We start from the raw sequence: 23,213 nt of genomic DNA on the forward strand, positions 1-23,213 counted from the left end.
ATGACCGGCCAAGACTCGCGGTTCCATCGGTATTTGGCAATTGTGCAGCGGGCAAATCAGATTGCTATAAGTACAGAACTTGACGAACTGCTCGACCGTTTGCTCGACTTGATTATCGAGATTACCGCATCGGAAGCCGGAACGTTATACCTCTACGATGCGACAACCCACGAACTCATTTTTAAAGTGGTCAAAGGTAGTCCGGCCGGTCAGGCCTTGATCGGTCGTCGGCTACCGGTAGATACCGGTATCGTCGGTTATACGTTGCAGCAACGTCAGCCGCTCTTCGTACATGATGTTGCGAACGATCCGCGTTGGAATCGGTCGTTTGGCGAAATGGGTGCGTTGACGTTGCGTACCATGTTCTGTGTTCCCCTGCTGCTGCGCGGCGAACCGGTTGGGGTGGTACAGGTCTTTAATTTACCGCCTGAGGCAGTGGATGACGACGAAGAGATGGCCTTGATTGAGCTATTGACTTCACGGTTAGTGACCGAGGTCGAAAAAGCGCGTCTGTTGGAAGATTCGTGGCGACGTGAGCGCCGACAGCAAGCGTTAGTCGAGATTGTATCGCAGTTGACGGCTACCCTCGATCGCGATGAGCTGTTGCGCCGGATTATGAACTATGCGTGCGATTTACTTGACGTTGAAGCGGCATCGATCTGGCTGATCGACCGTGAACGCAACGATCTGGTCTTACATGTTGCCGGCGGTAGACATAGTGAGCGGGTGGAATCGTTACGGGTTCCGCAGGGGCAAGGGATTATTGGCCACGTCATCGAAACCGGCGTGACGGTTGTGGTGAACGATGTACGTCACGATCACCGGTTTTATCAAGGGCTGGATCAGCGTAGTGGGTTTCAAACTCGTGCAATTCTCTGTGTTCCCCTCCGTTCACCCCGGATTGTGCTCGGTGGCGAGCGTGGTGAAATAGAGGGAATGATTATCGGTGGCGCTCAAGCCCTCAATCCACGTGATAACCGGCCCTTCGTTGCTGAAGATATTACACTGTTTCAGATGTTGGCGTCGCAAGCAGCAACGGTGATCCGACTGGCCGAACTCTACCGTGAAACCGATAACCTGTTTACCCGGATTATTGATGCGATTACCGGTGCTATCGATCTGAAAGATCCGTATACCCGTGGCCATAGCCAGCGGGTGAGCGATTTTTCGGTGGCGATTGCTCAAGAGTTGGGTCTGCCACACGATCAGATTTATCAATTGCGTGTGGCGAGTAAACTCCACGATGTCGGTAAGATTCGGGTGCCCGATCATATTCTCAAAAAACCGGGTCGTCTCGAAGAAGCAGAATTTGCCGAGATGCGCCGGCATCCGCTGTATGGAATGGAGTTCTTGCGTGATAATGGCCTACTCGAACTGGAACTACTGCGCAATTCTTGGTCGGCACTCGCTCATCACCACGAGCGTCTCGATGGGCGCGGGTATCCACAGGGGTTGAGCGGTGAAGCGATCGGGTTGTTTGGCCGAATCGTGGCCGTCGCCGATGTGTTTGATGCGCTGACCAGCCATCGCCCGTACCGTCCACCGATGGCGGTTGATGAGGTTTTAGCGCTGTTGCGCCGTGGGGCCGGGAGTGAGTTTGATCCTGCATGCGTCGAGGCGTTGATCCGGGCTCGTGAAAAAGGGCTTATTTTGACGCAGGATGAACGCGATCGAGCTGGGGCATCGGCAAAGGAGCATTCCTATGAACGTTTTGTTAATCGATAACTACGATTCGTTTACCTATAACCTCTATCAGTATCTGTGTGAATTGGGTGCGACGGTTGATGTCGTTCGGAATGATCAAATCACAGTTGCCGAGGTGGCGGCGCGTCAGCCTGACCGGATCGTGATTAGTCCCGGACCATGTACGCCTGCTGAGGCAGGGATCAGCGTTGATGTGATCCGCGAATTGGGTAGCTCCATTCCGATCTTAGGTGTTTGTCTGGGCCATCAAGCGATTGGTGCTGCGTATGGTGGTGTAGTCGTGCGCGCGCCATTCGTGATGCACGGGAAGCTGTCGCCCATTTATCATAACGGGCAAGGTGTCTTTGCCGGCTTGCCGTCGCCGTTTATGGCGACCCGCTATCACTCACTGATTGTCCGTCGTGAGGATCTTCCCGCTGAACTGGAAATTACGGCCTGGACGGAGGATGGGCTGATTATGGGTATGCGCCATCGTTCGTTTCCGGTTGAGGGTGTGCAGTTCCATCCTGAATCGATTATGACCGAGGGTGGTAAACAGATGCTGGCCAATTTCTTGTCCAGTGTGCCGGTGAGTGCAGGGAGTGGTGAGGATTAGGACACGGATTCACACGGATGTAACGGATCTGCACGGTTTTCGCGATCCGTAGTCATCTGTCAAACTCGTGTTTATCCGTGTTCTAATTCTTTTGGGCAGGTTACGCCATCGGCGGGTGGGCCGGCTAGCGCAATGCGATCAAGCTCAGCGTACCCGGCCAACGCCTCGGCCCGCGATAGGCCGGCGGCGGCGAGCTCGGCATCGCTGCGGGCCAGCAGCCGTTGATAGAATGATTGTGCCGTTGCCAGCCAGTGCAGCGGCTCACGCGTCAACAATTCATGCACAAGGTCTTCACTGCGCGCGAGATCACCTTGCCGCTCGCACAAAGTGAGGAGTGCAGCTAGCGTGGGAGCGGGCACGACGTAATCGCGCAGCAATCCCAATAGGTCGGTATAGGTTGGAGCGTATTCCGGCAATGGCTCCGGCGCTGCCAGCGCGCATTCAATCACCACTTGCAACGCCAGCAAGGCGCGCGTGGCGGCGGCGTCTTCCTCCCCATCATCGCTGAGCAGGCGTGCTTCGATGGTGAGCAGCGCAGCGAGGTATGCACCCTCGCTCCACCAATCCTCATTCTGGTTGTGAAACCGCAGTAATGCCAGCAATTGCCGATCGCTTAACGAGGCTACGTGATCGCTCCCAATACCTAATCGATCACGGTAGGCGTTGTCAATCGCAATCCGCACGAGCGGCGATTTGCCGTCGCGGTAGAGGCCGAGAATGTGGCGGATAATCGCGCCGAATTGGGCGATCATGCGCAAGATGTAATCGTCGCGGTACATAGGGGTAATGTACCTAAACAATGGTCGGTTGTCAAACGTACTTGGCTGCGAGTGAGGTTGAGAGTTCGCAATGGGTTTGATCTGGTCGCACCGCATAACCGCGCGGTCGTAGCTTATGGTATGATACATCTCGCAGAGATTGGCTAGAGGAGGATACGATGGAGTTACCCTTCATTGGGAAAGTCGCGTTGGTGACAGGCGCGGCAAGTGGGATTGGGCGCGCTTCGGCGTTGGCCTTTGCGCGCGAGGGGGCAAAGGTGGTTGTGGCCGATGTGAATGTCGCCGGCGGTGAAGAGACGGTTGCGCTATGCCGCGCTGCAAATACCGATGCCATCTTTGTACGCTGCGATGTCTCACAGAGTAATGAGGTTGAGCAGTTGATTGCGCAAGCGGTTGATACCTTTGGGCGGATCGATTTCGCTCACAATAATGCCGGTATCGAAGGTGTACAGGCTATGTTGGTCGATTATCCCGAAGAGGTGTGGGATCGTGTGATCGATATTAACCTCAAGGGTGTCTGGCTCTGTATGAAATACGAGATCCGACAGATGCTGCAACAGGGTGGTGGAGCAATCGTGAATACATCATCGGTTGCCGGCTTGTCCGGTTCACGCGGTGTATCCGCTTACGTTGCCAGTAAACACGGGATCGTCGGGATTACCAAAGCTGCGGCGCTTGAGTATGCCCGCAGTGGCATTCGGGTCAACGCGATTTGTCCTGGTACCATCCATACCGCGATGATCGACCGCTTTACCCAAGGTGATCCTGAAGTGTTGGCCCAATTCGCCGAAGGTGAGCCGATTGGCCGGCTTGGTTCACCGGAAGAGGTCGCGAACGCGGTAGTCTGGCTCTGCTCTGAGCAGGCGTCATTTATTACCGGCGCGACGCTGCCGGTTGACGGTGGCCGTTTAGCGTAAGTGTCGTGGTGGGTAGCCTTTGGTACCCACCATCATCTTCGATCATGACCGATCCGGAATCATCTTACGCTGCGATTTATGCTGTGGTACAGCGCATTCCACCGGGGCGCGTTTGCACTTATGGCCGGGTTGCCGCACTGGCCGGTTTGCCCGGTCAGGCGCGTCTGGTTGGCTATGCCCTGCATGCCCTGCTTCGACAGAGTGTCGTGCCGTGGTGGCGTGTGATTAATCGCAGCGGACGGATTAGCAATGTGTACGCTGCTGATGAGCAGCGGGCGCGTCTGCTTGCCGAGGGTGTTGATGTCGATGAATCGTATCTTGTTGATCTCGACCGGTTTTTGTGGACGGGCGACGATGTGGAGTAGCAGGCGATGACCATCGCAACCGCTGCGGCTACTCGCCGTTGGCTAATCCCGTTGTACATCGCCGGTGTGATCGTCTTCTCCGACATGTACCTGACGCAGCCTATCTTGCCCCAATTGTCGGCTGAATACGGTATTGCACCGGCCACCGCCGGCCTCAGTGTATCGGTGGTGGTGGTGATGATTGCACTTGGGTCGTTGGCCGTCGGTCCGCTGAGTGATCGCTGGGGACGCTGGCCGGTGATGGTTGGGAGTGTGCTCGTGCTTAGCCTCCCGACATTGCTCTGTGCATTAGCACCATCGTTTGGGATGTTGCTGGTGGGGCGTGCCCTCCAAGGTGTATGCATTCCTGGTTTGACGGCAGTAGCAGTGGCCTACCTTGGTGATCGCTTACCTGCCGCTGAGTTAGGTCGTGCGGTTGGGAGTTGGATTGCGGCGAATGTGGCCGGCGGATTGAGTGGTCGGGTTGTGGGCGGTCTGATCAGCGATAGTTGGGGGTGGCGGGCCAGTTTTATCGTCTTTGCCGGGCTAACGTTGGCGGGTGGGTTCAGTCTCTGGCTAAGTTTACCGCGTGATCGCCCTGTGGCCGGTGGTGGTTGCGGGCAAGCCTATCGGGCAGTGGTGACGCATCTCGCCGATCGTCATCTGCGCAGTGCGTATCTGATCGCCGGATCACTATTTTTTGGCTTTCTCGGCATCTTCACCTATCTGCCGTACTACCTCAGCGCACCACCCTTTACCCTCCCACCGGCTATTGTTGCGCTGGCCTACGTAAGTTATTTGGCCGGAGTGATCGTCTCACCATGGGCGGGGGGACTCTCGGCGCGTTATGCCCGCTCGCGTCTAATCACCATCGGGTTGCTCATCGCTATGGGTGGCATTGGATTAACCCTTTTCCCTCACCTGCCGTTAATTGCGATTGGCTTATGGACGTTGTGTAGCGGGATGTTTATTGCCCAAGGTGTGGCTCCGGCCCTGGTGAATCAATTAGCCCAACACGCGAAAGGCGCGGCGAGTGCGCTGTACTTGGTTGCCTATTATCTTGGTGGAACCCTCGGTGGCGTAATTCCCGGTCTTGGCTGGCAGATCGCCGGTTGGCCGGGAGTCACAATTATCTGCCTGAGCACCTTGGCACTCGCTTTGGTGGCGACACGCCGGTTGGCGATGTTTGAATTGCACCGACATCATCGTTCAGCGGCATAATCGCCTTGTTGCCGACGAACTCACTTCTCCTGGAGAAACGCTAGCACCAACTGATGGAAATGATCGATAGCTTCAATCATTGGGAAATGACCACAGTTGGGAATTATCTCGAGCCGTGCATGCGGCAAGACACGCTTTGCTTCATACGCACACTTAACCGGGAAGAGGCGATCTTCCTTGCCCCAAATGATGAGCGTCGGTTGACGAATCTCGGCAAGACGCGGCCATAACCCACTTCCATGCAGATCGTTCGCATCGTAGAAGCGACTCAACGAGACCATCGTATTGCGAATGGCCGGGTCACTCAACGTTTTGTGCCCACGCGCCACCAACTCAGGAGTAATATAGCGGTCGGGTTGGGCAAAAGCAGCACGCAACTGCATGTTAACCACGAATGGGACGGAAGAAAGCGCTGCTATCGCTTCACCAAGGAACGGCAACGAACCGCCTTTACGCATAAAGAGTGGTAATCGCATAAAGCCTTCACTATCGACAATCACCAGTCGCTCGACCCGGTGTGGGTGGAGGATCGTTGTCGCCAGTGCGTGTTTGCCACCCATTGAGTGTCCAATCACGGCTGTGTGTTCAACGCCAAAGGCTGTCAGCACGCCAGCATTCAGGTCGGCGTAGCGACGTAGCGTATAGACTGCTCCCCCTGGTTTATCCGATGCACCGAAGCCGAGCGCATCGGGTGCGATAGCGCAATATCCGGCAGTTGCCAATGTCTGTATCGTTGGAATCCAATCGTCGGCGCTGACAACAAAGCCGTGCAATAACAAAACCACCGGTCCCTGGCCGGCGGTCAAGACTCGTAAGCGAAAACCATCAACCGTGACGAACCGCTCATCGATTGCCGCCGTTGCCGTTGTTTGCATATGTTCACTCCTTAATGTCCATAGGAATGCGATGTGGGCTGCATCGTATGTACTCTTGCCACTTTAGCAAAGATATGCCAATGTGTCACGGTGAAACCCGGCAACAATTGGTGAAGATATTGTGGTACAATGCAGCCGCGCGGTAGATGACTACCGGCAACAATACCATACGACAGTTGATCGCATGATTTCACGCCCGTTTGCATTCGGCGCCATCATCTTCTCGTTCATTATTGGTGCAGTTGGTGTCTTCCTCTTCATCAGTCAGCGGCTCGACCGTTGTACTGCACTACCATTGTTCGATCCCAATCTGTTACCAAATGCGCAGTTTGCCGTTCCCGGCGAGGTAAGTGGCCTCCCTGCCGGCTGGAGTCGTGGCGCCGGCGGGGTTGAAGTGCATGGCCCGGCGGTTGATGGACAGGGCTTTGATCTTGATGGCGATGGGCGTGGTCTGCAATTGATCGGTATTGCCAACTACGCGCAAACACCGCCGATAACGGTAGAACCGGGTGTAACCTACTGTTTCACCGTCGCTGCGCTCACCGATTCGATGTTGCGTTCGGCTACACGTGCGCGGCTCGTATTTGAGTGGTATGACCAGCGCGGGGAGCTGTTCCGGCAGGCAGTGACTGCGTGGCAACCCGTTGTTCTGTGGACACCCGACCGACCACCGGCGAGTTGGTCGACGATCGGGGGGGCTGTCCGGGCGCCGGAACCGGCCCGTGTCCTGCGAGTGCGGATCGAGCCGTCGTCCGACGATCGCATCTACCTCGATATGCCACGTCTACAACGTGGTGGGGCATCATTGCCAATCGCCGAATCGTCCGAACCGACATCACTGCTCCAGATTGCGCTCTGGCCGGAAGGGTATCAGGCTGCCGTGGCCTTCACCTTCGATTGGGAGACGGCAATGGGTGGGCTGGTCCATTCGCGGTCGGTTGATGATCCGCGCGCCGATGAAGACCCGGTGATGCGGGGGATGCGCATGCGTACCGGCGTAGAAACCAGCATGGCTATCTTTGCCCGTCATAACGTGCGCGCGACGTACTATGCAACCGGGTACAATTTTCTGATGGGGAACCGGGAACAACGTCGGTTTATGGGCGATCCGGTGTTTCCATGGGCATCGGTGGCTAACGGTTGGCGGAGCGACCGCTGGGTGACGCATCGGTGGTTTGGCGATGACCCTTACGGCACCGTTGCTACCGACCCGGCGTGGTATTTTGGCGATCAGATTGAGCCGTTGTTGGCTGCCGGGCACGAAATTCAGAGTCATACCTTCAGCCACTTATACGGTGGTTATGCTGATGCCGCCACGTGGCGGGCCGATCTCGAAGCGTGGAATACGGTTGCTGCCGAACGCGGTGTTGGCAATGCGCGCTCGTTGGCCTTCCCGTGGAGTAGTAGTGCTGGGATGAGTGATGCAAATTGGGATGTCATCGAGCAACTCGGGATTCGCTCGGTAACCCGCCTCAGCGACTATGGTCCTTACAACCTCTTTCCTACCGATGAACAGGGTCTGGTTCGTAATCCACAGTGCCGCTGGTTGCCGGGACGTGAAGGCCGCATTCTTGCATGTCCTGACTTTTATCTCACGCCGGATCGGGCTGAGATGGCGATTGTCCAGATTGAGCGGGCAGTTGCTGTCGGCGGTATGATCGATATCTGGGCACATACCGAGGAAGTGACGAGCGTCGCTCAACAAACCGCGTGGGAAGATGTGGTATCCTATACCGTCAGGCGTGGCGATGTCTGGGTCGCACCGCTGAGTGAGATCGCTCATTGGCAGATCGCGCGAATGTCGCTGTCGATTACTCCGGTAACCACTACGTCTGCAGATAGCTTCGGGTATGGCAATGGTGAGCCGGCGCAGCGGTATCACCTATCGAATCTATCCCCCTACGATCTGGTAGGACTGATGATCAATCTGCCTTCAGATACTGCTGCGGTAGCCATCGATCACAACATCATATCGCGTACACAGTGGGAAGCGCGAGGTTGGTTACGGATCGATCTGGCAGCCGGTCAGACCATAGAGGTGACAATGTGGCCAACACGATCAAACAGCCGCTAAAGCAGGCCACGGGCTGGAGTGCCGTCGGTGCGGCATTAACGGCGCGGCGTGGTGCATTGGCGTTATATCAGTGGTTATGGCTCATCCTTTGCATCGCCGGTGCGTTAAGTATGGCCGTTCCGCCGATTTTAGCCCGCCCGATTCTCTATTATGCCGATGCCACTGTACAGTTCGATCTAGCGCGCTATGGCCCCATCTACCAGCCGGTTGCCCCAAATCTGACAGGGATTGATATTGCGATTACCGATGCTACCGAAGCGCTACGCCTCGATGCGTTGGCCCGCGCTGATGTACGTCTTGGCCGACCTGATTTTCGGGTAGAGTATCTACCCCAAACTCCCGGTGAGGTGATAGTGCGCGGTATCGCCGGTAATGCCGTTGAAGCAAAGGCACTGGCCGATGCCGGTGCGGCCGAGCTGGTGCGTCAGATTAGGGCTGCCGGTGGCCGCGAAATCTTGCGCAATATGTTGGGCTGGCAATTGTGGCAAGCGCTTAACGGCCAAATACCGGCCCCCAATGATCGCTTTGCATGGTTGTTGCGCGATATTTTGCGTCTCGAAGCTTTGCCACTCTCTCGCCCGATTGAACCGTTCAGTACACCGCGCACTTTGGCCGAACTCTCCGGTGAAGAAATGAGTGATGTGACGCGGGCTCTTGAGTCGCGTTACGATCTCTGGCGGTTTGCGATTAATACCCGCAACGCAACGCTCGATGCGCTCTGCGCGAGTACGGGGTTGACCGATACAGCGACTCGTGAAGCAGCATTACAGACATGCGCCGCTGATAATCCGGCGGCCGCTGCTGAACTTGCCGCGCGTGATCGGACGATTGCTCAACTCCGCACGATTGAGGCGGCCATTCAATTCCTGATTCGTGATGCCGGCGCCCGCTTTGATGCCGATCAGGTGAGTGCGGCCTTCCGCGTGCCGGCAGCTTTGCCAACTGCGCCCGAACCGCGCTATGAGTGGCCACTGATCGCACTGGCAGCGCTTGTCGGTACGATGTTGGGTGTTGGTGGGATTGCCTTTGACCGGAGCGCCGGGGTGTTGCCGAAGTTGCAAGAGCTGTGGCAATACCGCGAATTGATCCGCAATCTGGTGCTTCGTGACCTACGCGCTCGTTACAAAGGTAGTACTCTCGGTTATCTGTGGACGCAGCTTGCGCCGTTGGGCATGATGATGGTGTACGTCATCGTCTTTAGTTTTCTGCTGCCTAACGGCATTGCGATGTTTCCGGTGTTTGTGATTGTTGGCTTGCTGCCGTGGAACTATACTGCTGAAGCAGTTCTTAGCGGTACACGCAGCATCATCGACAATGCGGCACTGGTCAAGAAGGTCTACTTTCCGCGCGAAGTGCTACCACTCGTGGCAGTCGGTTCAAGTTTGCTGAACTTCATCCTCTCGCTCCCGATGATGTTTCTGGTGATCTTGGTTGTTCAGCTCACCACGCTTGGCCGGCTCAACCTGAGTTGGAGCATTGTCTATCTGCCGGTCATCATGGCATTGCAGACGATTTTTCTCGCCGGATTAGCCCTTCTGCTCGGCGCCGGTGCCGTCTTCTTTCGCGATGTGGTACATCTCATCGGTATTGTGATCAACATCTGGTTCTTCCTTACCCCGATCATTTATCCGCTCAGTACGATTAGCGAAGGGGTTGCGGCGCGGGTGATTCGCTGGCTCAACCCATTAGCCTCGATTATCGAGTTCTACCGCGAAATCATTTACGGTAATACCGTGCCGGTCGGTCTGATCCCGACGCCGGGAGTGCCGGCGCTCGGTGCTCTGCTGCGCGTTGGCGTCACTGCGCTGATTGTGTTGGCAGTGGGGTACTGGGTTTTCCAGCGCACCAGTCGCCATTTTGGTGAAGAGTTATGAGTATCGTGATCGAGTTTGATAGGGTCTCGCGTCAGTTTGTACGGCGCCAACAGGCTTCAACCATTCAAGAGCGGTTCGTGGGACTGATCCGTGGTCTTCCGCCGGCAGAGGTGTTTTGGGCAGTGCGTGACGTGAGCTTTGCCGTCGAAGAAGGCCAAAGTGTTGGTTTGGTTGGTCACAATGGCGCCGGCAAAAGCACGATCCTCAAATTGATGACCCGTGTGCTTGAACCGACGAGTGGCCGAGTGACAACCAGTGGACGAATCGCAGCATTGCTTGAGCTTGGGAGCGGTTTTCACCCCGAACTGAGTGGGCGGGAAAACGTCTTTCTCTACGGCTCCCTGATGGGCTTCAGCCGTAAGGAAATGATGCGCAAGCTCCCGGAAATTATCGAGTTCTCGGAAATCGGCCCCTTTCTCGATACGGAAGTCAAACACTACTCATCGGGTATGTATACCCGGCTCGCGTTTGCTGTGGCGACGGCGGTTGATCCCGACATCCTGATCACCGATGAAGTATTGGCCGTTGGTGATGAGGCATTCCAGCGCAAGTGTATCGACCGCATTTACGGTTTTCGGCGCGCCGGGAAGACGATTGTCTTCGTGTCACATGCGCTCGATGTGGTACGCTCGCTCTGCGATGTCGCTGTTTGGCTCGATCACGGCGAGATGAAAGCCTTTGGTCCGGCGCACGAAGTGGTTGATGCCTACCTTGCCGATGTGAATGAGCGGGAGCGAGCTGAGTTTGAGCAGCAAGAACGCGAACTCCCCGATGATGTACGTGAACGGATGCGGCGTGGCACACGCGAAGTAGAGATTACGCGCGTGCAGTTACTCGACCGGAATGGTCAAGAGCGGATTACGTTTCGTACTCACGAACCGCTGACGATACGTATTCACTACGTTGCCCACGAACGGATTGAGTATCCGGTATTTGGAGTCGGGATTAATCACGAGAGTGGCCCGTGGTTAACCGGACCCAACACCGGTTTCGACCGATACCACATACCTTTCATTGATGGACCTGGTCAGATCGATTACCATATTCCACGTTTACCATTGTTGGGCGGTAGATATTTAGTGAGTGCTTCGGCCACCGACTGCACGCAGTTACACGAGTTTGATGTTCACGACCGTATGTACCCGCTCGTTGTACACAGTGATGGGGTTAGCCAGCGTTACGGCATGCTCTTCATCGATGGAAGTTGGAGCTGGCATGGATGAGCACACTGTTGATCATCGCTCATGATGTGATCGGTCGGCGGATGGCCGGGCCGGGGATTCGGATGTGGGAACTGGCGCGAGTCCTGGCGCATACGCTACCGGTGACCTTGATCGCACCACATCCGATTGACTTACCACCAACCGCGGGTGTAACATATGGTCATTATCGGTGGGGAGAAGCCGCGAGTCTTGTCCCCTACCTCGCGACCGCTTCCATCGCACTTATCAATGGTTTTGTCGCTGCCGCTCACCCGGAAGTATTGACGTATGCGGGACAGCTAATCATCGATCTCTATGATCCGGTAGCGTTCGAGAATCTGGAATTGTTTCGCCGCCATCCGATGGCTGAGCGTCGGTACATAGCCGAACGCGATGTCGCACTCTTGCGTGACTTATTACGGCGCGGCGATCATTTTCTCTGTGCTACCGAGCGTCAGCGAGATTTGTATATCGGTGGCTTGTTGGCATTGGGCCGCTTGACGCCGGAGCTTGTTGATACCGATCCCCTGCTGCGCCGTCTGATCGACGTTGTGCCCTTCGGCGTGAGTGATGATCCACCGCAGGCGAGTGGTCAACCGGCGTTGCGTGGTGTACTCGACGATCTTGGCCCCGACCACGAGATTATTCTGTGGAGCAGTGGGTTGTGGGACTGGCTCGATCCGCAGACGGTGGTGCGGGCAATGCTACAAGTGTTGGCAACAGTCCCTAACGCACGACTGGTGTTTCTTGCCGGGCAGCACCCCGGTTTGGGCTATGAGATGCATACTCCTCAACAGACACGTCAGCTCGCCGCTGAACTCGGTTTGCTGGGCAAAGGCGTCCACTTCTACGAGGAATGGATCCCTTACGAGCGACGGGCGGATTTTCTGCTCGAAGCGACGGTTATGGTATCATTACACCGCGAGCATCTGGAGACACGCTACGCTGCCGTGCGGTCGCGGGTGCTCGATCATTTATGGGTCGGTCGTCCGAGTATTCTGAGTGCCGGAGATGCCGCAGCCGAGTTGATCGCCGAGCATCATGCCGGAGAAGTTGTTCCGGTCGGTGATAGTGATGCGGTAGCCGCTGCGCTCATTTGTTTGTTAACCGATCCGCAGCGTCGGATGGTGCAGGGCACTAATGCGGCTACATTGGGTCAACAATTGCGTTGGTCAAAGGTTGCACTGCCGGTGTTGCGGATCGTGCGACATGCAGTTGAGCAAGCCGGTCTCCAGCAATCGATGCCGTCAGTGGTAGCAGTAAGTAGGGTCGAGCCGCTTCAGAAAAATCAGCAACACTACGGGCAAGCAATGGAAGACAATCTTAACCGCATTCTTCATGAGCGAAACGAGCTCATCAAGGCGTTGGAGTCGCTGTGGAGCGTCAATCTGCCGATGGCTACACCAACGCCGTTGGCAACTATCCGGCAACAAATACAGCGTCGATTAGATGGTTCGCTTGAGCAGCGAATTGCGACACTGGCAGCGCAGCAGCGTGATTTCAACGGAACAGTCGTGAATGTGTTGTATCGGTTTGCCAGTGCATTAGATGTGTACATGAGTCGTGCAAATGAGCAGTATGCTGCATTAATGAACCAGCAGCAGATTCACAATCAGAATGTTGCAACTCATTTAGCATCGTTAACGCAGCAGCTTGTTGAATTGAGACCGCTCGTCCAAGCGATGCAACAAGCCTTGCAAACCCTGCAGTTCAATCTACAAATCCTCCATGAGGACAGTGAACGATTACGGGATACATTGCCGCCGTTGCATCAACACGTCATCGATCTTGAACAGCGTATACTTGATCTTGACGAGATGCAGTCGCAGATAATCGAGCAAATAAGCCGTATACTCGATATTGTATGAATACCAAGATTGTTATTCCGTTATTTCAAGGTGCTGCGTATATTCACAATTGTTTGCAATCTCTGCAAGAACAGATCAATCTCACTAATGTGATCGTTGTGAATAACGGTAGTACTGACGCCGGCCCGACAATTGTACGAGAGACCTTCCCGAAAGTAACGTTGATCGACGTTCCAAAACAGCTTGGCTTTGCCGGAGCTGTCAATACCGGTATCCGTGCGGCATTAGCCGAGGAACAGCGACCGGAAGTGGTGATTGCCTTAAATCAAGACACGATGGCCGATCCCCACTGGCTAGAGGGGATGTTGGTACCCTTTGACGATCCGACGATTGGTTTGGTCGGTAGCCTTGCTCGTTTTCCCGACGGTCACATTCAACATGCCGGTGGTACCTTGATCGAACCGTTGTGGTATGGGCGCAATCGCCAAGCACTCACTGAAGATACGCCACTCGATTATCTGGCTGGTTTGGCTTTGGGCATGCGAGTAGCGATGCTCGAACAGATCGGGTTGTTCGATGAAGCATTCTTTCCGGCTTATTTTGAGGATGTCGATCTGTGTTTACGGGCCAAGACTGCCGGATGGCGTATCGAATTGGCTGACTCGGCGACATTGGTTCATCACGAGGGAGCCTTGACACAACAAGGTCGACGACACACACATATTATCGAAAGGCAACGTTGGCGTCTATTGTTGAAACATCGTTCACCTGATGAACTTCATCAGCTAGTTTTTCCGGCCGAGCAAGTGCAGCTCCATGAACGAGCTTCGTTAGGAATGAGTGATGTTCTACGCTCGGCATATGCTCATGCATTGCTGATGTTGCCGATGATTGCTCGCCAAAGGGGGTGGAGTACGACCGATACCGAATTGATTCGGACGAAGTTGGTCGCATTGCGCACCGATGCAATAACGATTGAGCGCAAGACACGTATTGCCGGTTTGCAGGCTGCGCTGCAAACGCATCTGGTTCCGGTAAGGGATTTATCTTCGGCTGCGGAACAGGTCAGTTCATCGGCTACCGTTGATAACAGCCATCATCTCGGTACCGATATGCAACTCAATTCCCATCCAGCAACGCAAGCCGAGCCGCCGACTACTCAAGAAGTATCCGTTCCTCAGGGCAAATCGTTTACTCCCGGCAAACGTCCGCCAGTTGCGATTGTTGTGTTAACGTGGAATGGTTTGGCGGTTACCCAGCGCTGTTTTGCGAGTTTACGGGCCAAGACGCGCCACGTTCCCTATCGTCTGATTGTGGTTGATAACGGTAGTACCGATGGGACGGTTGAGTGGCTGCGTGACCAACCGGATGTGACGCTGATCGCTAATTCCGAAAATCGAGGGTTTGCTGCCGGCGTGAATCAAGGGATAGCAGCAGCGCCGCCCGATCATGATGTGCTCCTATTGAACAACGATACTGAGATTATCGAGGAGACATGGCTCGACCATCTCCGCACTGTTGCTAATGATCATCCTGACTACGGTATTGTAGGCTGTTTACTCCTCTTCCCAAATGGATTGTTGCAGCATGCCGGTACATATATGCCCCAACATAATTTCTGGGGGTATCAAATTGGGGGTGGCGAACCTTTTATCGGCCAGTATCCGGGGATACGTGAGGTTGAGGGGGTAACCGGTGCTTGCATGTACATCCGTCGTGATGTGATCGAGACGATCGGTGGGCTGGATGAGACCTATTTTTCATACTACGAAGACACCGATTACTGTCTACGAGCGATGCAAGCCGGTTTCAAGGTTGTCTGTACTGGTGGTGCAAAGGTTATTCACCACGAGAACTCGAGCACGCGGCTTAACAATGCTGATTGGTGGCGCATGTTTAGCCACGGTCAGCGAGTGTTTTTGAATAAATGGCGTAACTATTTTCAACGCCAGCGTTATCAGCGTGGTTTGCTCTGGCATTCCCTGATTGCCCACGCTACCGGGTATGCGACCTCATCACGGGAATTTGTACGCGAACTTGACCGGCGCGGGGTTGATGTGCGTTTAGCCTGTATTTTCGGTACCGATTACACCGAACCGCCAACCCGTGATCCACGGCTCGATCAGTTGCGGAATCGTCCAAAAGATACTTCGTTGCCGCAGGTAGTCTATAGCCAAGGTGATGCATTTATTAAAAACAGTGGACGTTATCGGATTGGATTTACAATGCTTGAGTCTGACACCCTACCGGCGGATTGGGTCTATCAGGCTAACCAAATGGATGAAGTGTGGGTACCGAGTCATTTTACGCGCGATGTGTTTATGGCTTCGGGTGTGCGCCGGCCAATCCACGTGATCCCACTGGGGTTTAACCCAAATTATTTTCATCCTCATATCCAAGAGAACAAGCCGGCAAACGTGTTTGTGTTTCTATCGATCTTTGAATGGATTGAGCGTAAAGCTCCCGAACTCTTGTTACAAGCCTACGTGAGTGAATTTACGCGCAGTGATGATGTTGTCCTCGTACTCAAGGTGTTTAATCACGATCCACACTTTAATGTGCAGCAGCGGATCCATGAATTGACGAATCGTTCTCATGCACCTCGTATCGTCGTTCTCTTGAATCAAGAGATTGCCGAGCATCAAATGGGCGGTCTCTATCGGAGTGCTGATTGCTTTGTGTTGCCGACACGTGGTGAAGGGTGGGGGATGCCTATCTTGGAAGCAATGGCGTGTGGGTTGCCGGTTATTGCGACTGATTGGGGAGCACAGCGCGAATTTTTTAATGACCAATTAGGGTATCCGTTGCGTGTTCGCCAGTTAATTCCGGCCGTTGCCCGTTCCCCCTACTATGCCGGTTCGCGCTGGGCCGATCCCGATATCGATCATCTTCGGTATCTGATGCGCTACATCTATGAGCATCCGGCAGAGGCGCAAGCAATCGGGTTACGTGCAGCATCAGTCGTTCATCAGCAGTGGACGTGGGGACATGCCGTTGATCGCATTATGGAACGCTTGGAAACGATTGATCCATAAAGGAGGTGGGTCTAATGAGTGTCTATTGGGTTCGCTTCCAAGGTGATAGCGTGGCAGGTGCGATGAAAGCAATCGCTGATGCTCTGCAACAAGATAATCGCGAGACCGCCCCTGAAGCAGATGCGGCTGCGAGTTCGGTCTCTGCACCACCGTCTATCGATGGCGATGAATATCTCCAGACGAATCTGCACATGATGCAACAGTTGTGGTCGGTCGATCCGTTACGTGTTGAACTCCCGTCTGATCAACGGTTGTTGACCCGGCTACGGGTACATCTTCAGCATTTCATTCGACGTGTAACGCGCTGGTATGTGATATTTCCGTGGTTACAAGCAAATGAGTTCCACGGTGCAACGACCCGCGTGGTGGAATCGTTGCTGGTTCGCCAACAGACGTTACAGCAAGAACTCAATGAATATCGTTATCGTCTACAAGCGATTGAACAACAGGTTCATCTTTTACGCAATGAACTGGCAATGTCACGGCAACACCTGATGGAAGTTCGACAGCAGTTGGCCGTATACCAATCTAAATCGGAATAACAGAGCAAGCATTCATGAATCTGCGCGTTATTTGGCAGTCACGTTGGGGATTGCCAATTGGCTATTCTGTAAGTTCTGAAGAGATTGCGCTTCAACTCGATCGGTTAGGAGTCGAGTTGTTCCATCGTCCGACTCCGTGGCATATGCCGTCCGAAATTACTCATCCGCGATTGCAGGCGATTGCGAGCCGTCCGTTGCCGACACATATTCCACAAGTGAGTTACGATCAGGCCGATCTATTCTATACCGAGCATCGCGGCTACCGGATCGGTTATACCATGCTCGAGGTAAATGGCTTACCGTCCGATTGGGTAGCGGCATGTAATCGAATGGATGAAGTGTGGACACCGAGTCACTGGGGTGCCGAGGTGTTTGCCGCTGCCGGTGTGTTTCGTCCGATCTACGTAATGCCGCTCGGCTACGATCCCGATCATTTTAATCCTCACATTCCTAGATATCCGATTGATAACCGCTTCACCTTTCTCTCTATCTTTGAATGGGGTGAGCGCAAGGCGCCAGAACTGTTGCTACGCGCCTATTGTAGTGCCTTTACGTGTCATGATGATGTTCTGCTCGTTTTGCGGATCAATAACTTTGACTCTTCGGTGAGTGTTGCAAAACAGATCACCGAATTACAATTGCCGCCCAATGGGCCGCCGATTGCGATTTTGTATAATCAGTATTTGTCGCGATCACAATTGGGTGCGCTTTACCGTAGTGCCGACTGTTTTGTCCTTACGAGTCGGGGCGAAGGATGGGGATTGCCGATCCTTGAAGCGATGGCGTGTGGTTTACCGGTGATTGCTACTAATTGGAGCGCTCAAACGGAATTCTTGCATGCGGGGGTCGGGTATCCGTTACAGGTGCGCTCGTTGATCCCGGCCGAAGCTAAATGCCCATACTACATTGGTTGGTCTTGGGCCGAGCCAGATTTTGATCACCTCGTTTATCTCATGCGGTACGTCTACGAACATCGCGTTGAAGCCCAGGCAGTAGGTGCAGTAGCAGCGGCTGAGGTTGCCCAGCGGTGGACGTGGCGGCACGCTGCGGAGCGGATCGTGCAGCGTTTGCGGGTGCTGGCCCGGTGATCCTGTTGTCGTGCTTGGGGATGGTAAGGCGTTCATAGTTATCATTCGACAGCTTTCCTAAGTTGGGATAGGACTTATGTAATATAGTAGGCGGCCCAAAGACATGCTTTCATGAAGATCAGAAACTTTTAAGGTTTGTCAATGGGAGGGTATATGATACGGCGCCGCCTTCGCATTATTTTGATCAGCCTATTAGTGTTAAGTGTAGTCCCCGCCGTTACTTTGGCTTATTATCAAAATGCGGTTAATTCGCAACCTGGTTTTACTCATCCTACCAAGCTGCAAGATGATGATACTCTTGCCGGTAAGCCACTTGACGGTGTTCGGATCATTCGTAGCTCACCGGTGGTTGGTAATCTCGATGGTAATCTGAGCAACGGCTTGGAAATTGTGATCGGTGATCGGAGTGGGAAGTTATTTGCCCTTGACAAGAACGGTCAAGTTAAGTGGACGGTACAGGTTGCTACGTGTGCTAATCTCGGAACCGATGACAGTCTCTTGAACGGAGCGCCGACATTGTTTGATATTGATCCGACTCGTCCAGGATTAGAGGTAATCGTTGGGTATGGTACAATTAATCCGCTAAATTGTCCTGGCGGAGTTCGGGCTTACTCCGCGACAGGTCAGGAATTGTGGAATTATCCTATTAACCGGAGCTCCATTAGCAATCATAACGCTGTTATCAATACGCCCTCTGTCACCGATGTTAATGGCAACGGTGATATTATCATTGTTGCTGGTGCTGCCGATTTGTATTTGCACGTGCTGAACAAAGACGGGACGTTGCGCTGGAAATACTTTGCGATGGATACGATTTGGTCATCGCCAGCTTTTGCCGATGTGAACAACGATGGCCGTAAAGAGATTATCGTCGGCACCGACTTCACGCCGGGTCAAGTCTGTAATCCGCACAGCATTACTCCCTTCCCTGAGACAAACTCGTACTACGAAAGCGCACGCGGCTTTCTGTACGCATTTCCGTCCGATCCAACCTTTGTGGCTGACCCAATCTATTGTGCGAAGGATGGTGGAAAAGTGATTGGGTTTGGTAAAGGATTCTTATGGGCAGTGCGCTTCGATCAGCTCATCCTTTCATCACCGGCGATCACTGATTTTGAAAATGACGGTATGTTCGAAGTGGTTGTAGGTAGTGGTTGTTTTTATGGCGGTAATCCCAAACCGGGCAAATGGGTGAAGATCTTTAACGCTGCAAACGGTGTTGAAAAAATGACGCTCAATGCACCGGAATGCGTGGCTTCCTCGCCGGCAATCGGTGATATTGACGGTGATGGGCGGTTGGAGATTGTCGCGTCAGTGGCTTCTGGTGGGTCGAATAACCCACCTGTGCCTACACCACCAACCGGTGGCCGATTGGTTGCGTGGCGGTATGACAATCCGAACCCGATTTGGAATATTGAGGTGCGTGGTGCGACGCAAGAAGGGGCGGATATGTCTGAGCCCTTTAACAATCCACTTATTGCCGACATTGATGGGAATGGCTCGCATGAGGTGCTTATCGTCGTACAAAATTCGGTGATGATTTACAATGGCGCCGGTCAAGAATTGACGGCAAGTTGTCCGACCGGTGGGCAGATAGCGCAAGACTGCAAACTCAGCGGCAAGAAATCGATGTTTATGTGGATGCCGATCCGTAATACACCGGCAATTGCCGATATTGATAATGACGGTAAGCTCGAGATAGTGGTGGGTGGCTCGCATACGAGCTCTGCTGTGTTGAGTATGCAGAATAAAGCCTTCGTGTACGTCTGGCGTGATCTCGAGCAGGTAATCTCGAGTAGCCCCGGCCCGTATCAGCCGTATAGCGCACCTTGGCCCCAATTCCAACGAGATCCGGCCCATAATGGTCTCTTCCGCGCTCGTGGTCTACGGCTTGGGGTTACTTCCCTGAACCTCCTGACCGATGGGTCACAGCCGTCTACCTATACGCTCAGTGTCGGTTCAAACGACGGGACCCCGATCAATGTGACCATTGCCGAGAATGATCCACACAATATCCTTCAGCTGAGCCACACGAACGTTTCGTTGAGCGACGCAACGGCTGGTGTGCCCCTGCACATTACGGTCAATGTGGCCGGGAAGCCTGTTGGTACGTACACTGCCCACATCACGTTCAGTGGTAGTGGCTTCCCCTCAGTAACATTACCAGTAACTGTGCGGGTAGTTAATGAAGTATTTACCACATTTATCCCGATCACTACACGCTAGGTCTGTTTGAGTGGTGTGAGCGGTTGTTCGGTTTTGTTGCCGGACAACCGCTCGTATTGTTATAATGAAGTGGTGACGTTCGCTAGAGACAACCTATGATACCGCGCTCTCTTCATCTCATCACCGGCGGCGCCGGGTTTATCGGTTGTAATCTGGCCGATTATTTGCTGCGCCAAGGCGAAACTGTGACGATTGTTGATAACCTCAGTCGTCCACGCACGCCGCTCAATCTGGCCTGGCTGCAAGAGCGGTATAGCGACCGGCTACGCTTTGTGCATGCCGATATTCGTGATGCGTCGACAATGCAGGCGGTCGTTCCCGGTCACCGAGTGGTATACCATCTTGCCGGCCAAGTCGCAGTGACGACATCAGTGCAAGATCCGCGTAGCGATTTCGAGATCAATGCGCTCGGTACACTGAATATTCTCGAAGCGGCCCGCCTTGCCCCTGAACCGCCGATTGTCTTCTTTGCCTCGACGAACAAAGTTTACGGAGGAATGGAGACGGTTGACGTGGTTGAAGAGGCGACGCGGTATCGCTATCGTGATTTGCCTAACGGCGTACCTGAGTATCAGTTGCTCGATTTCCATTCGCCGTATGGCTGTAGCAAAGGCGCTGCCGATCAGTATGTGCGCGATTACGCCCGCATCTACGGCCTCAAAACGGTGGTCTTCCGCCAGTCATGCATTTATGGTCCGCGCCAGTTTGGGGTTGAGGATCAAGGCTGGGCGGCGCACTTTGCGATCGCGGCCCTGCTCGAACGTCCAATTACGATCTATGGTGACGGCAAGCAGGTGCGCGATATGCTTTACGTTGATGATCTGATCGCGGCGTATATGGCGGCTCTCGAACGGATCGATCGTGTGAGTGGGCGGATTTACAATATTGGTGGCGGACCGCAGAATGCTTTGTCGATTTGGGCTGAATTTGGCCCGCTCCTGAGCCGGTTGGTTGGGCGTGCGATTGAGGTGCGCTACGGCGATTGGCGGCCCGGTGATCAACCGGTCTATATCAGTGATATTACACTTGCTGAGCAAGAATTGGGCTGGAGGCCACAGGTCTCGGTCTACGAAGGGGTCGAGCGGATGGTGAGTTGGATTCGCGATCATCTGCACTTGTTCCGCTGATGCGCGCGTGGTATACATGGAGCATACGGCACTCGAACTGTTGCATGCCGGAGATTATATGACCGCTCAAGGCCCACACCTTGTTCATCCGCATGATGAGGAACCGCTTGCGGCAGCGATTGCGCGCGCCTTGCATAGCTCTGCGGTTGATTATCGTCAGTTTACCGACCTGAGTGAGTTGTTGGCGCGTGACACCTATCTTGCCGAACAGGTACAGGAATTACGGCAGGCATGGGCGATTACGCCACCACCGGCAATATCGGTGATGGCTCGCTTTCGCCGCCGATTGGCGTGGTGGTTGTTTGGCCCGGAACTTGCTCAGATCAATGCGACTCACGCGACTCTCACCCGGATTATCGAGAGCTTGATTGCCCATCTCGATGCCGAACGGACGCTTCGGCAGACCCTGAGCGAACGCGTGGCCGCTCTCGAACAGGGTCACGCTTCGTCTCAACACCACCCATGACACACCTCGTCTGGCATTCGACCTTCGCTTCTCCAACCGGTTATAGCAGCTCGTCACGAGCGATTGTGGCGGCACTCAACGAGATTGGCTTGGCGGTACGCCCGTTGTATCTGTTCGATGCAGATTATGCCGAGCAGGTGTACGGCTCGATCCCGCCGTTGATCCGCTCGCTGCAACAATTACCTATCCGGCTCGACGTGCCACAAGTGGTGTATGGTCGCGGTGAATTGTTTTGTAAAAATAGCGGTGTTTACCGGATCGGCTTCACGATGCTTGAGACTGATCGGTTGCCGGCTCATTGGGTTGAGCAGGCTAACCTAATGGACGAAGTCTGGACACCAACCGCCTGGGGGCGCGAGGTGTTTATCGCTAGCGGCATCACACGACCGGTCTACGTTGTACCATTGGGTGTAGATTCGGCAGTCTTTGCACCCGGCCCGCCACGTCGCGATTTAGGTGATCGGACGGTTTTTCTTTCGGTCTTTGAGTGGGGTAAACGCAAAGGCTGGGATGTGCTGCTGGCGGCCTATCGGGCTGCATTCAGGCCAAGCGATCCGGTTGTGTTGGTGTTGAAGATCGATCATCGTGCTCCTGGTAATCCGCTGCGTGAGCTGGCAGCGGTGCTTGGCGATCACGCACCACCGGTGACCGTCTTCTACAACCAGACCTTCGGTCCGGCACGGATGGCCGAACTTTACCGCAGTGCGGATTGTTTTGTCTTGCCGAGCCGTGGCGAAGGGTGGGGGATGCCGGTGCTTGAGGCGATGGCGTGCGGGGTACCGGTGATTACGACTGCGTGGAGTGGTCCGACCGAATTCCTTGATGAAACATGTGGTTACCCCTTGCCGATCCGTGGCTTAGTCCCAACCGGTGCAGCGAGTGGTCCTTATGTTGGTGCACGGTGGGCTGAGCCAGACGTTGATGCGCTGATAGAGTTGTTGCGCCGCGTGTATCATTATCGCGACGAAGCCCGTATGCGTGGCGCGCAAGCGGTGATCCGTGCGCGTGAGTGGCCGTGGCAGCGGAGTGCACAGACCATCCTCGACCGGTTGCACGCCATCGGATAGAAGAAAAGGCGCAGAGGAAGCAAAGGCGCAAGGGACGATAAACGCAAAGGTGCGAAGAACGCAAAGGACGCTAAGGTTTTTTGGAAAATGGCAAAAGCGGGCTAGCGGCTATCACAACAACATCTTAGCGTCCTTTGCGTCTTTGCGTTATATCCACTGCGTCTTTGCCCCTTTACGCCTGTCACTTGGTAAAGGCGCAAGGGACGATAAACGCAAAGGTGCGAAGAACGCAAAGGACGCTAAGGTTTTTTGGAAAATGGCAAAAGCGG

Annotated in this window: 18 protein-coding genes; 16 read left to right on the forward strand and 2 right to left on the reverse strand. The window is 54.3% G+C overall.

The annotated features are described in order from the left end of the window. Both ACP5OT_RS07050 and ACP5OT_RS07055 read left to right on the forward strand, forming a co-directional pair. Positions 1 to 1,725, forward strand: a complete 1,725-nt coding sequence (locus tag ACP5OT_RS07050) for a GAF domain-containing protein (protein WP_428131739.1) — start codon at positions 1 to 3, stop codon at positions 1,723 to 1,725. Next, positions 1,703 to 2,299, forward strand: coding sequence for an anthranilate synthase component II (locus tag ACP5OT_RS07055; protein WP_424674971.1), 597 nt, complete (start codon positions 1,703 to 1,705; stop codon positions 2,297 to 2,299). Before ACP5OT_RS07050 ends, ACP5OT_RS07055 begins: the two co-directional genes overlap by 23 nt. A 71-nt stretch (positions 2,300 to 2,370) precedes the next feature. Here the strand turns inward: ACP5OT_RS07055 and ACP5OT_RS07060 are convergent, their stop codons facing one another. Continuing rightward, complete coding sequence (locus tag ACP5OT_RS07060; protein WP_428111086.1) at positions 2,371 to 3,078, reverse strand: DUF6483 family protein; 708 nt, start codon at positions 3,076 to 3,078, stop codon at positions 2,371 to 2,373. A 158-nt stretch (positions 3,079 to 3,236) separates the two neighbouring features. Here ACP5OT_RS07060 and ACP5OT_RS07065 point away from each other — a divergent pair, with 158 nt between their 5' ends. The 3 genes from ACP5OT_RS07065 to ACP5OT_RS07075 are packed head-to-tail and all read left to right on the forward strand — an operon-like array spanning position 3,237 to position 5,560. Beyond that, entirely contained in the window at positions 3,237 to 3,995 is a 759-nt protein-coding gene (locus ACP5OT_RS07065; RefSeq protein WP_424674973.1) for an SDR family oxidoreductase, read from the forward strand. A 44-nt stretch (positions 3,996 to 4,039) separates the two neighbouring features. Next, positions 4,040 to 4,360 (forward strand): MGMT family protein, encoded by a 321-nt coding sequence (locus tag ACP5OT_RS07070; RefSeq protein WP_424674974.1) that lies wholly within the window; start codon positions 4,040 to 4,042, stop codon positions 4,358 to 4,360. Positions 4,361 to 4,366: 6 nt separating this feature from the next. After that, a complete protein-coding gene (locus ACP5OT_RS07075) occupies positions 4,367 to 5,560 on the forward strand; it encodes an MFS transporter (RefSeq protein WP_424674975.1) in 1,194 nt (397 codons plus the stop codon). 20 nt (positions 5,561 to 5,580) lie between these two features. Here ACP5OT_RS07075 and ACP5OT_RS07080 read toward each other — a convergent pair whose 3' ends face one another. Then, a complete protein-coding gene (locus tag ACP5OT_RS07080; protein WP_424674976.1) occupies positions 5,581 to 6,435 on the reverse strand; it encodes an alpha/beta fold hydrolase in 855 nt (284 codons plus the stop codon). A 184-nt stretch (positions 6,436 to 6,619) separates the two neighbouring features. Here ACP5OT_RS07080 and ACP5OT_RS07085 point away from each other — a divergent pair, with 184 nt between their 5' ends. The 11 genes from ACP5OT_RS07085 (at position 6,620) to ACP5OT_RS07135 (ending at position 22,944) form a co-directional block, all read left to right on the forward strand. Beyond that, on the forward strand, positions 6,620 to 8,509 hold the full coding sequence (locus ACP5OT_RS07085) for a polysaccharide deacetylase family protein (RefSeq protein WP_428111090.1): 1,890 nt from the start codon (positions 6,620 to 6,622) through the stop codon (positions 8,507 to 8,509). After that, positions 8,482 to 10,383, forward strand: coding sequence for an ABC transporter permease (locus ACP5OT_RS07090; protein ID WP_424674978.1), 1,902 nt, complete (start codon positions 8,482 to 8,484; stop codon positions 10,381 to 10,383). The genes ACP5OT_RS07085 and ACP5OT_RS07090 overlap by 28 nt, the downstream gene beginning before the upstream one ends. Next, positions 10,380 to 11,606, forward strand: coding sequence for an ABC transporter ATP-binding protein (locus ACP5OT_RS07095; protein ID WP_428111094.1), 1,227 nt, complete (start codon positions 10,380 to 10,382; stop codon positions 11,604 to 11,606). Before ACP5OT_RS07090 ends, ACP5OT_RS07095 begins: the two co-directional genes overlap by 4 nt. After that, positions 11,603 to 13,453, forward strand: coding sequence for a glycosyltransferase (locus ACP5OT_RS07100; protein ID WP_424674980.1), 1,851 nt, complete (start codon positions 11,603 to 11,605; stop codon positions 13,451 to 13,453). Before ACP5OT_RS07095 ends, ACP5OT_RS07100 begins: the two co-directional genes overlap by 4 nt. Then, complete coding sequence (locus ACP5OT_RS07105; RefSeq protein WP_424674981.1) at positions 13,450 to 16,428, forward strand: glycosyltransferase; 2,979 nt, start codon at positions 13,450 to 13,452, stop codon at positions 16,426 to 16,428. The genes ACP5OT_RS07100 and ACP5OT_RS07105 overlap by 4 nt, the downstream gene beginning before the upstream one ends. A gap of 14 nt (positions 16,429 to 16,442) precedes the next feature. Next, a complete protein-coding gene (locus ACP5OT_RS07110; RefSeq protein WP_424674982.1) occupies positions 16,443 to 16,970 on the forward strand; it encodes a hypothetical protein in 528 nt (175 codons plus the stop codon). A 14-nt stretch (positions 16,971 to 16,984) separates the two neighbouring features. After that, positions 16,985 to 18,058, forward strand: coding sequence for a glycosyltransferase (locus tag ACP5OT_RS07115; RefSeq protein ID WP_424674983.1), 1,074 nt, complete (start codon positions 16,985 to 16,987; stop codon positions 18,056 to 18,058). A 153-nt stretch (positions 18,059 to 18,211) separates the two neighbouring features. After that, on the forward strand, positions 18,212 to 20,284 hold the full coding sequence (locus ACP5OT_RS07120; RefSeq protein WP_428111098.1) for an FG-GAP-like repeat-containing protein: 2,073 nt from the start codon (positions 18,212 to 18,214) through the stop codon (positions 20,282 to 20,284). Positions 20,285 to 20,379: 95 nt separating this feature from the next. Next, positions 20,380 to 21,411, forward strand: coding sequence for a GDP-mannose 4,6-dehydratase (locus tag ACP5OT_RS07125; protein ID WP_424674985.1), 1,032 nt, complete (start codon positions 20,380 to 20,382; stop codon positions 21,409 to 21,411). Between the two features lie 58 nt (positions 21,412 to 21,469). Next, positions 21,470 to 21,877, forward strand: a complete 408-nt coding sequence (locus ACP5OT_RS07130; protein ID WP_424674986.1) for a hypothetical protein — start codon at positions 21,470 to 21,472, stop codon at positions 21,875 to 21,877. Further along, complete coding sequence (locus ACP5OT_RS07135) at positions 21,874 to 22,944, forward strand: glycosyltransferase (RefSeq protein ID WP_428131742.1); 1,071 nt, start codon at positions 21,874 to 21,876, stop codon at positions 22,942 to 22,944. Before ACP5OT_RS07130 ends, ACP5OT_RS07135 begins: the two co-directional genes overlap by 4 nt. Positions 22,945 to 23,213: the final 269 nt, after the last annotated feature.

This window comes from Chloroflexus sp., from assembly GCF_049970315.1.
In the GTDB taxonomy this organism is placed as follows: domain Bacteria; phylum Chloroflexota; class Chloroflexia; order Chloroflexales; family Chloroflexaceae; genus Chloroflexus.

Coding starts and splice junctions, on each gene's coding strand:
- ACP5OT_RS07050 (WP_428131739.1), top strand. CDS start 1: ATGACCGGCCAAGACTCGCGGTTCCATCGGTATTTGGCAATTGTGCAG.
- ACP5OT_RS07055 (WP_424674971.1), top strand. CDS start 1,703: ATGAACGTTTTGTTAATCGATAACTACGATTCGTTTACCTATAACCTC.
- ACP5OT_RS07060 (WP_428111086.1), bottom strand. CDS start 3,078: ATGTACCGCGACGATTACATCTTGCGCATGATCGCCCAATTCGGCGCG.
- ACP5OT_RS07065 (WP_424674973.1), top strand. CDS start 3,237: ATGGAGTTACCCTTCATTGGGAAAGTCGCGTTGGTGACAGGCGCGGCA.
- ACP5OT_RS07070 (WP_424674974.1), top strand. CDS start 4,040: ATGACCGATCCGGAATCATCTTACGCTGCGATTTATGCTGTGGTACAG.
- ACP5OT_RS07075 (WP_424674975.1), top strand. CDS start 4,367: ATGACCATCGCAACCGCTGCGGCTACTCGCCGTTGGCTAATCCCGTTG.
- ACP5OT_RS07080 (WP_424674976.1), bottom strand. CDS start 6,435: ATGCAAACAACGGCAACGGCGGCAATCGATGAGCGGTTCGTCACGGTT.
- ACP5OT_RS07085 (WP_428111090.1), top strand. CDS start 6,620: ATGATTTCACGCCCGTTTGCATTCGGCGCCATCATCTTCTCGTTCATT.
- ACP5OT_RS07095 (WP_428111094.1), top strand. CDS start 10,380: ATGAGTATCGTGATCGAGTTTGATAGGGTCTCGCGTCAGTTTGTACGG.
- ACP5OT_RS07100 (WP_424674980.1), top strand. CDS start 11,603: ATGAGCACACTGTTGATCATCGCTCATGATGTGATCGGTCGGCGGATG.
- ACP5OT_RS07105 (WP_424674981.1), top strand. CDS start 13,450: ATGAATACCAAGATTGTTATTCCGTTATTTCAAGGTGCTGCGTATATT.
- ACP5OT_RS07110 (WP_424674982.1), top strand. CDS start 16,443: ATGAGTGTCTATTGGGTTCGCTTCCAAGGTGATAGCGTGGCAGGTGCG.
- ACP5OT_RS07115 (WP_424674983.1), top strand. CDS start 16,985: ATGAATCTGCGCGTTATTTGGCAGTCACGTTGGGGATTGCCAATTGGC.
- ACP5OT_RS07120 (WP_428111098.1), top strand. CDS start 18,212: ATGATACGGCGCCGCCTTCGCATTATTTTGATCAGCCTATTAGTGTTA.
- ACP5OT_RS07125 (WP_424674985.1), top strand. CDS start 20,380: ATGATACCGCGCTCTCTTCATCTCATCACCGGCGGCGCCGGGTTTATC.
- ACP5OT_RS07130 (WP_424674986.1), top strand. CDS start 21,470: ATGACCGCTCAAGGCCCACACCTTGTTCATCCGCATGATGAGGAACCG.
- ACP5OT_RS07135 (WP_428131742.1), top strand. CDS start 21,874: ATGACACACCTCGTCTGGCATTCGACCTTCGCTTCTCCAACCGGTTAT.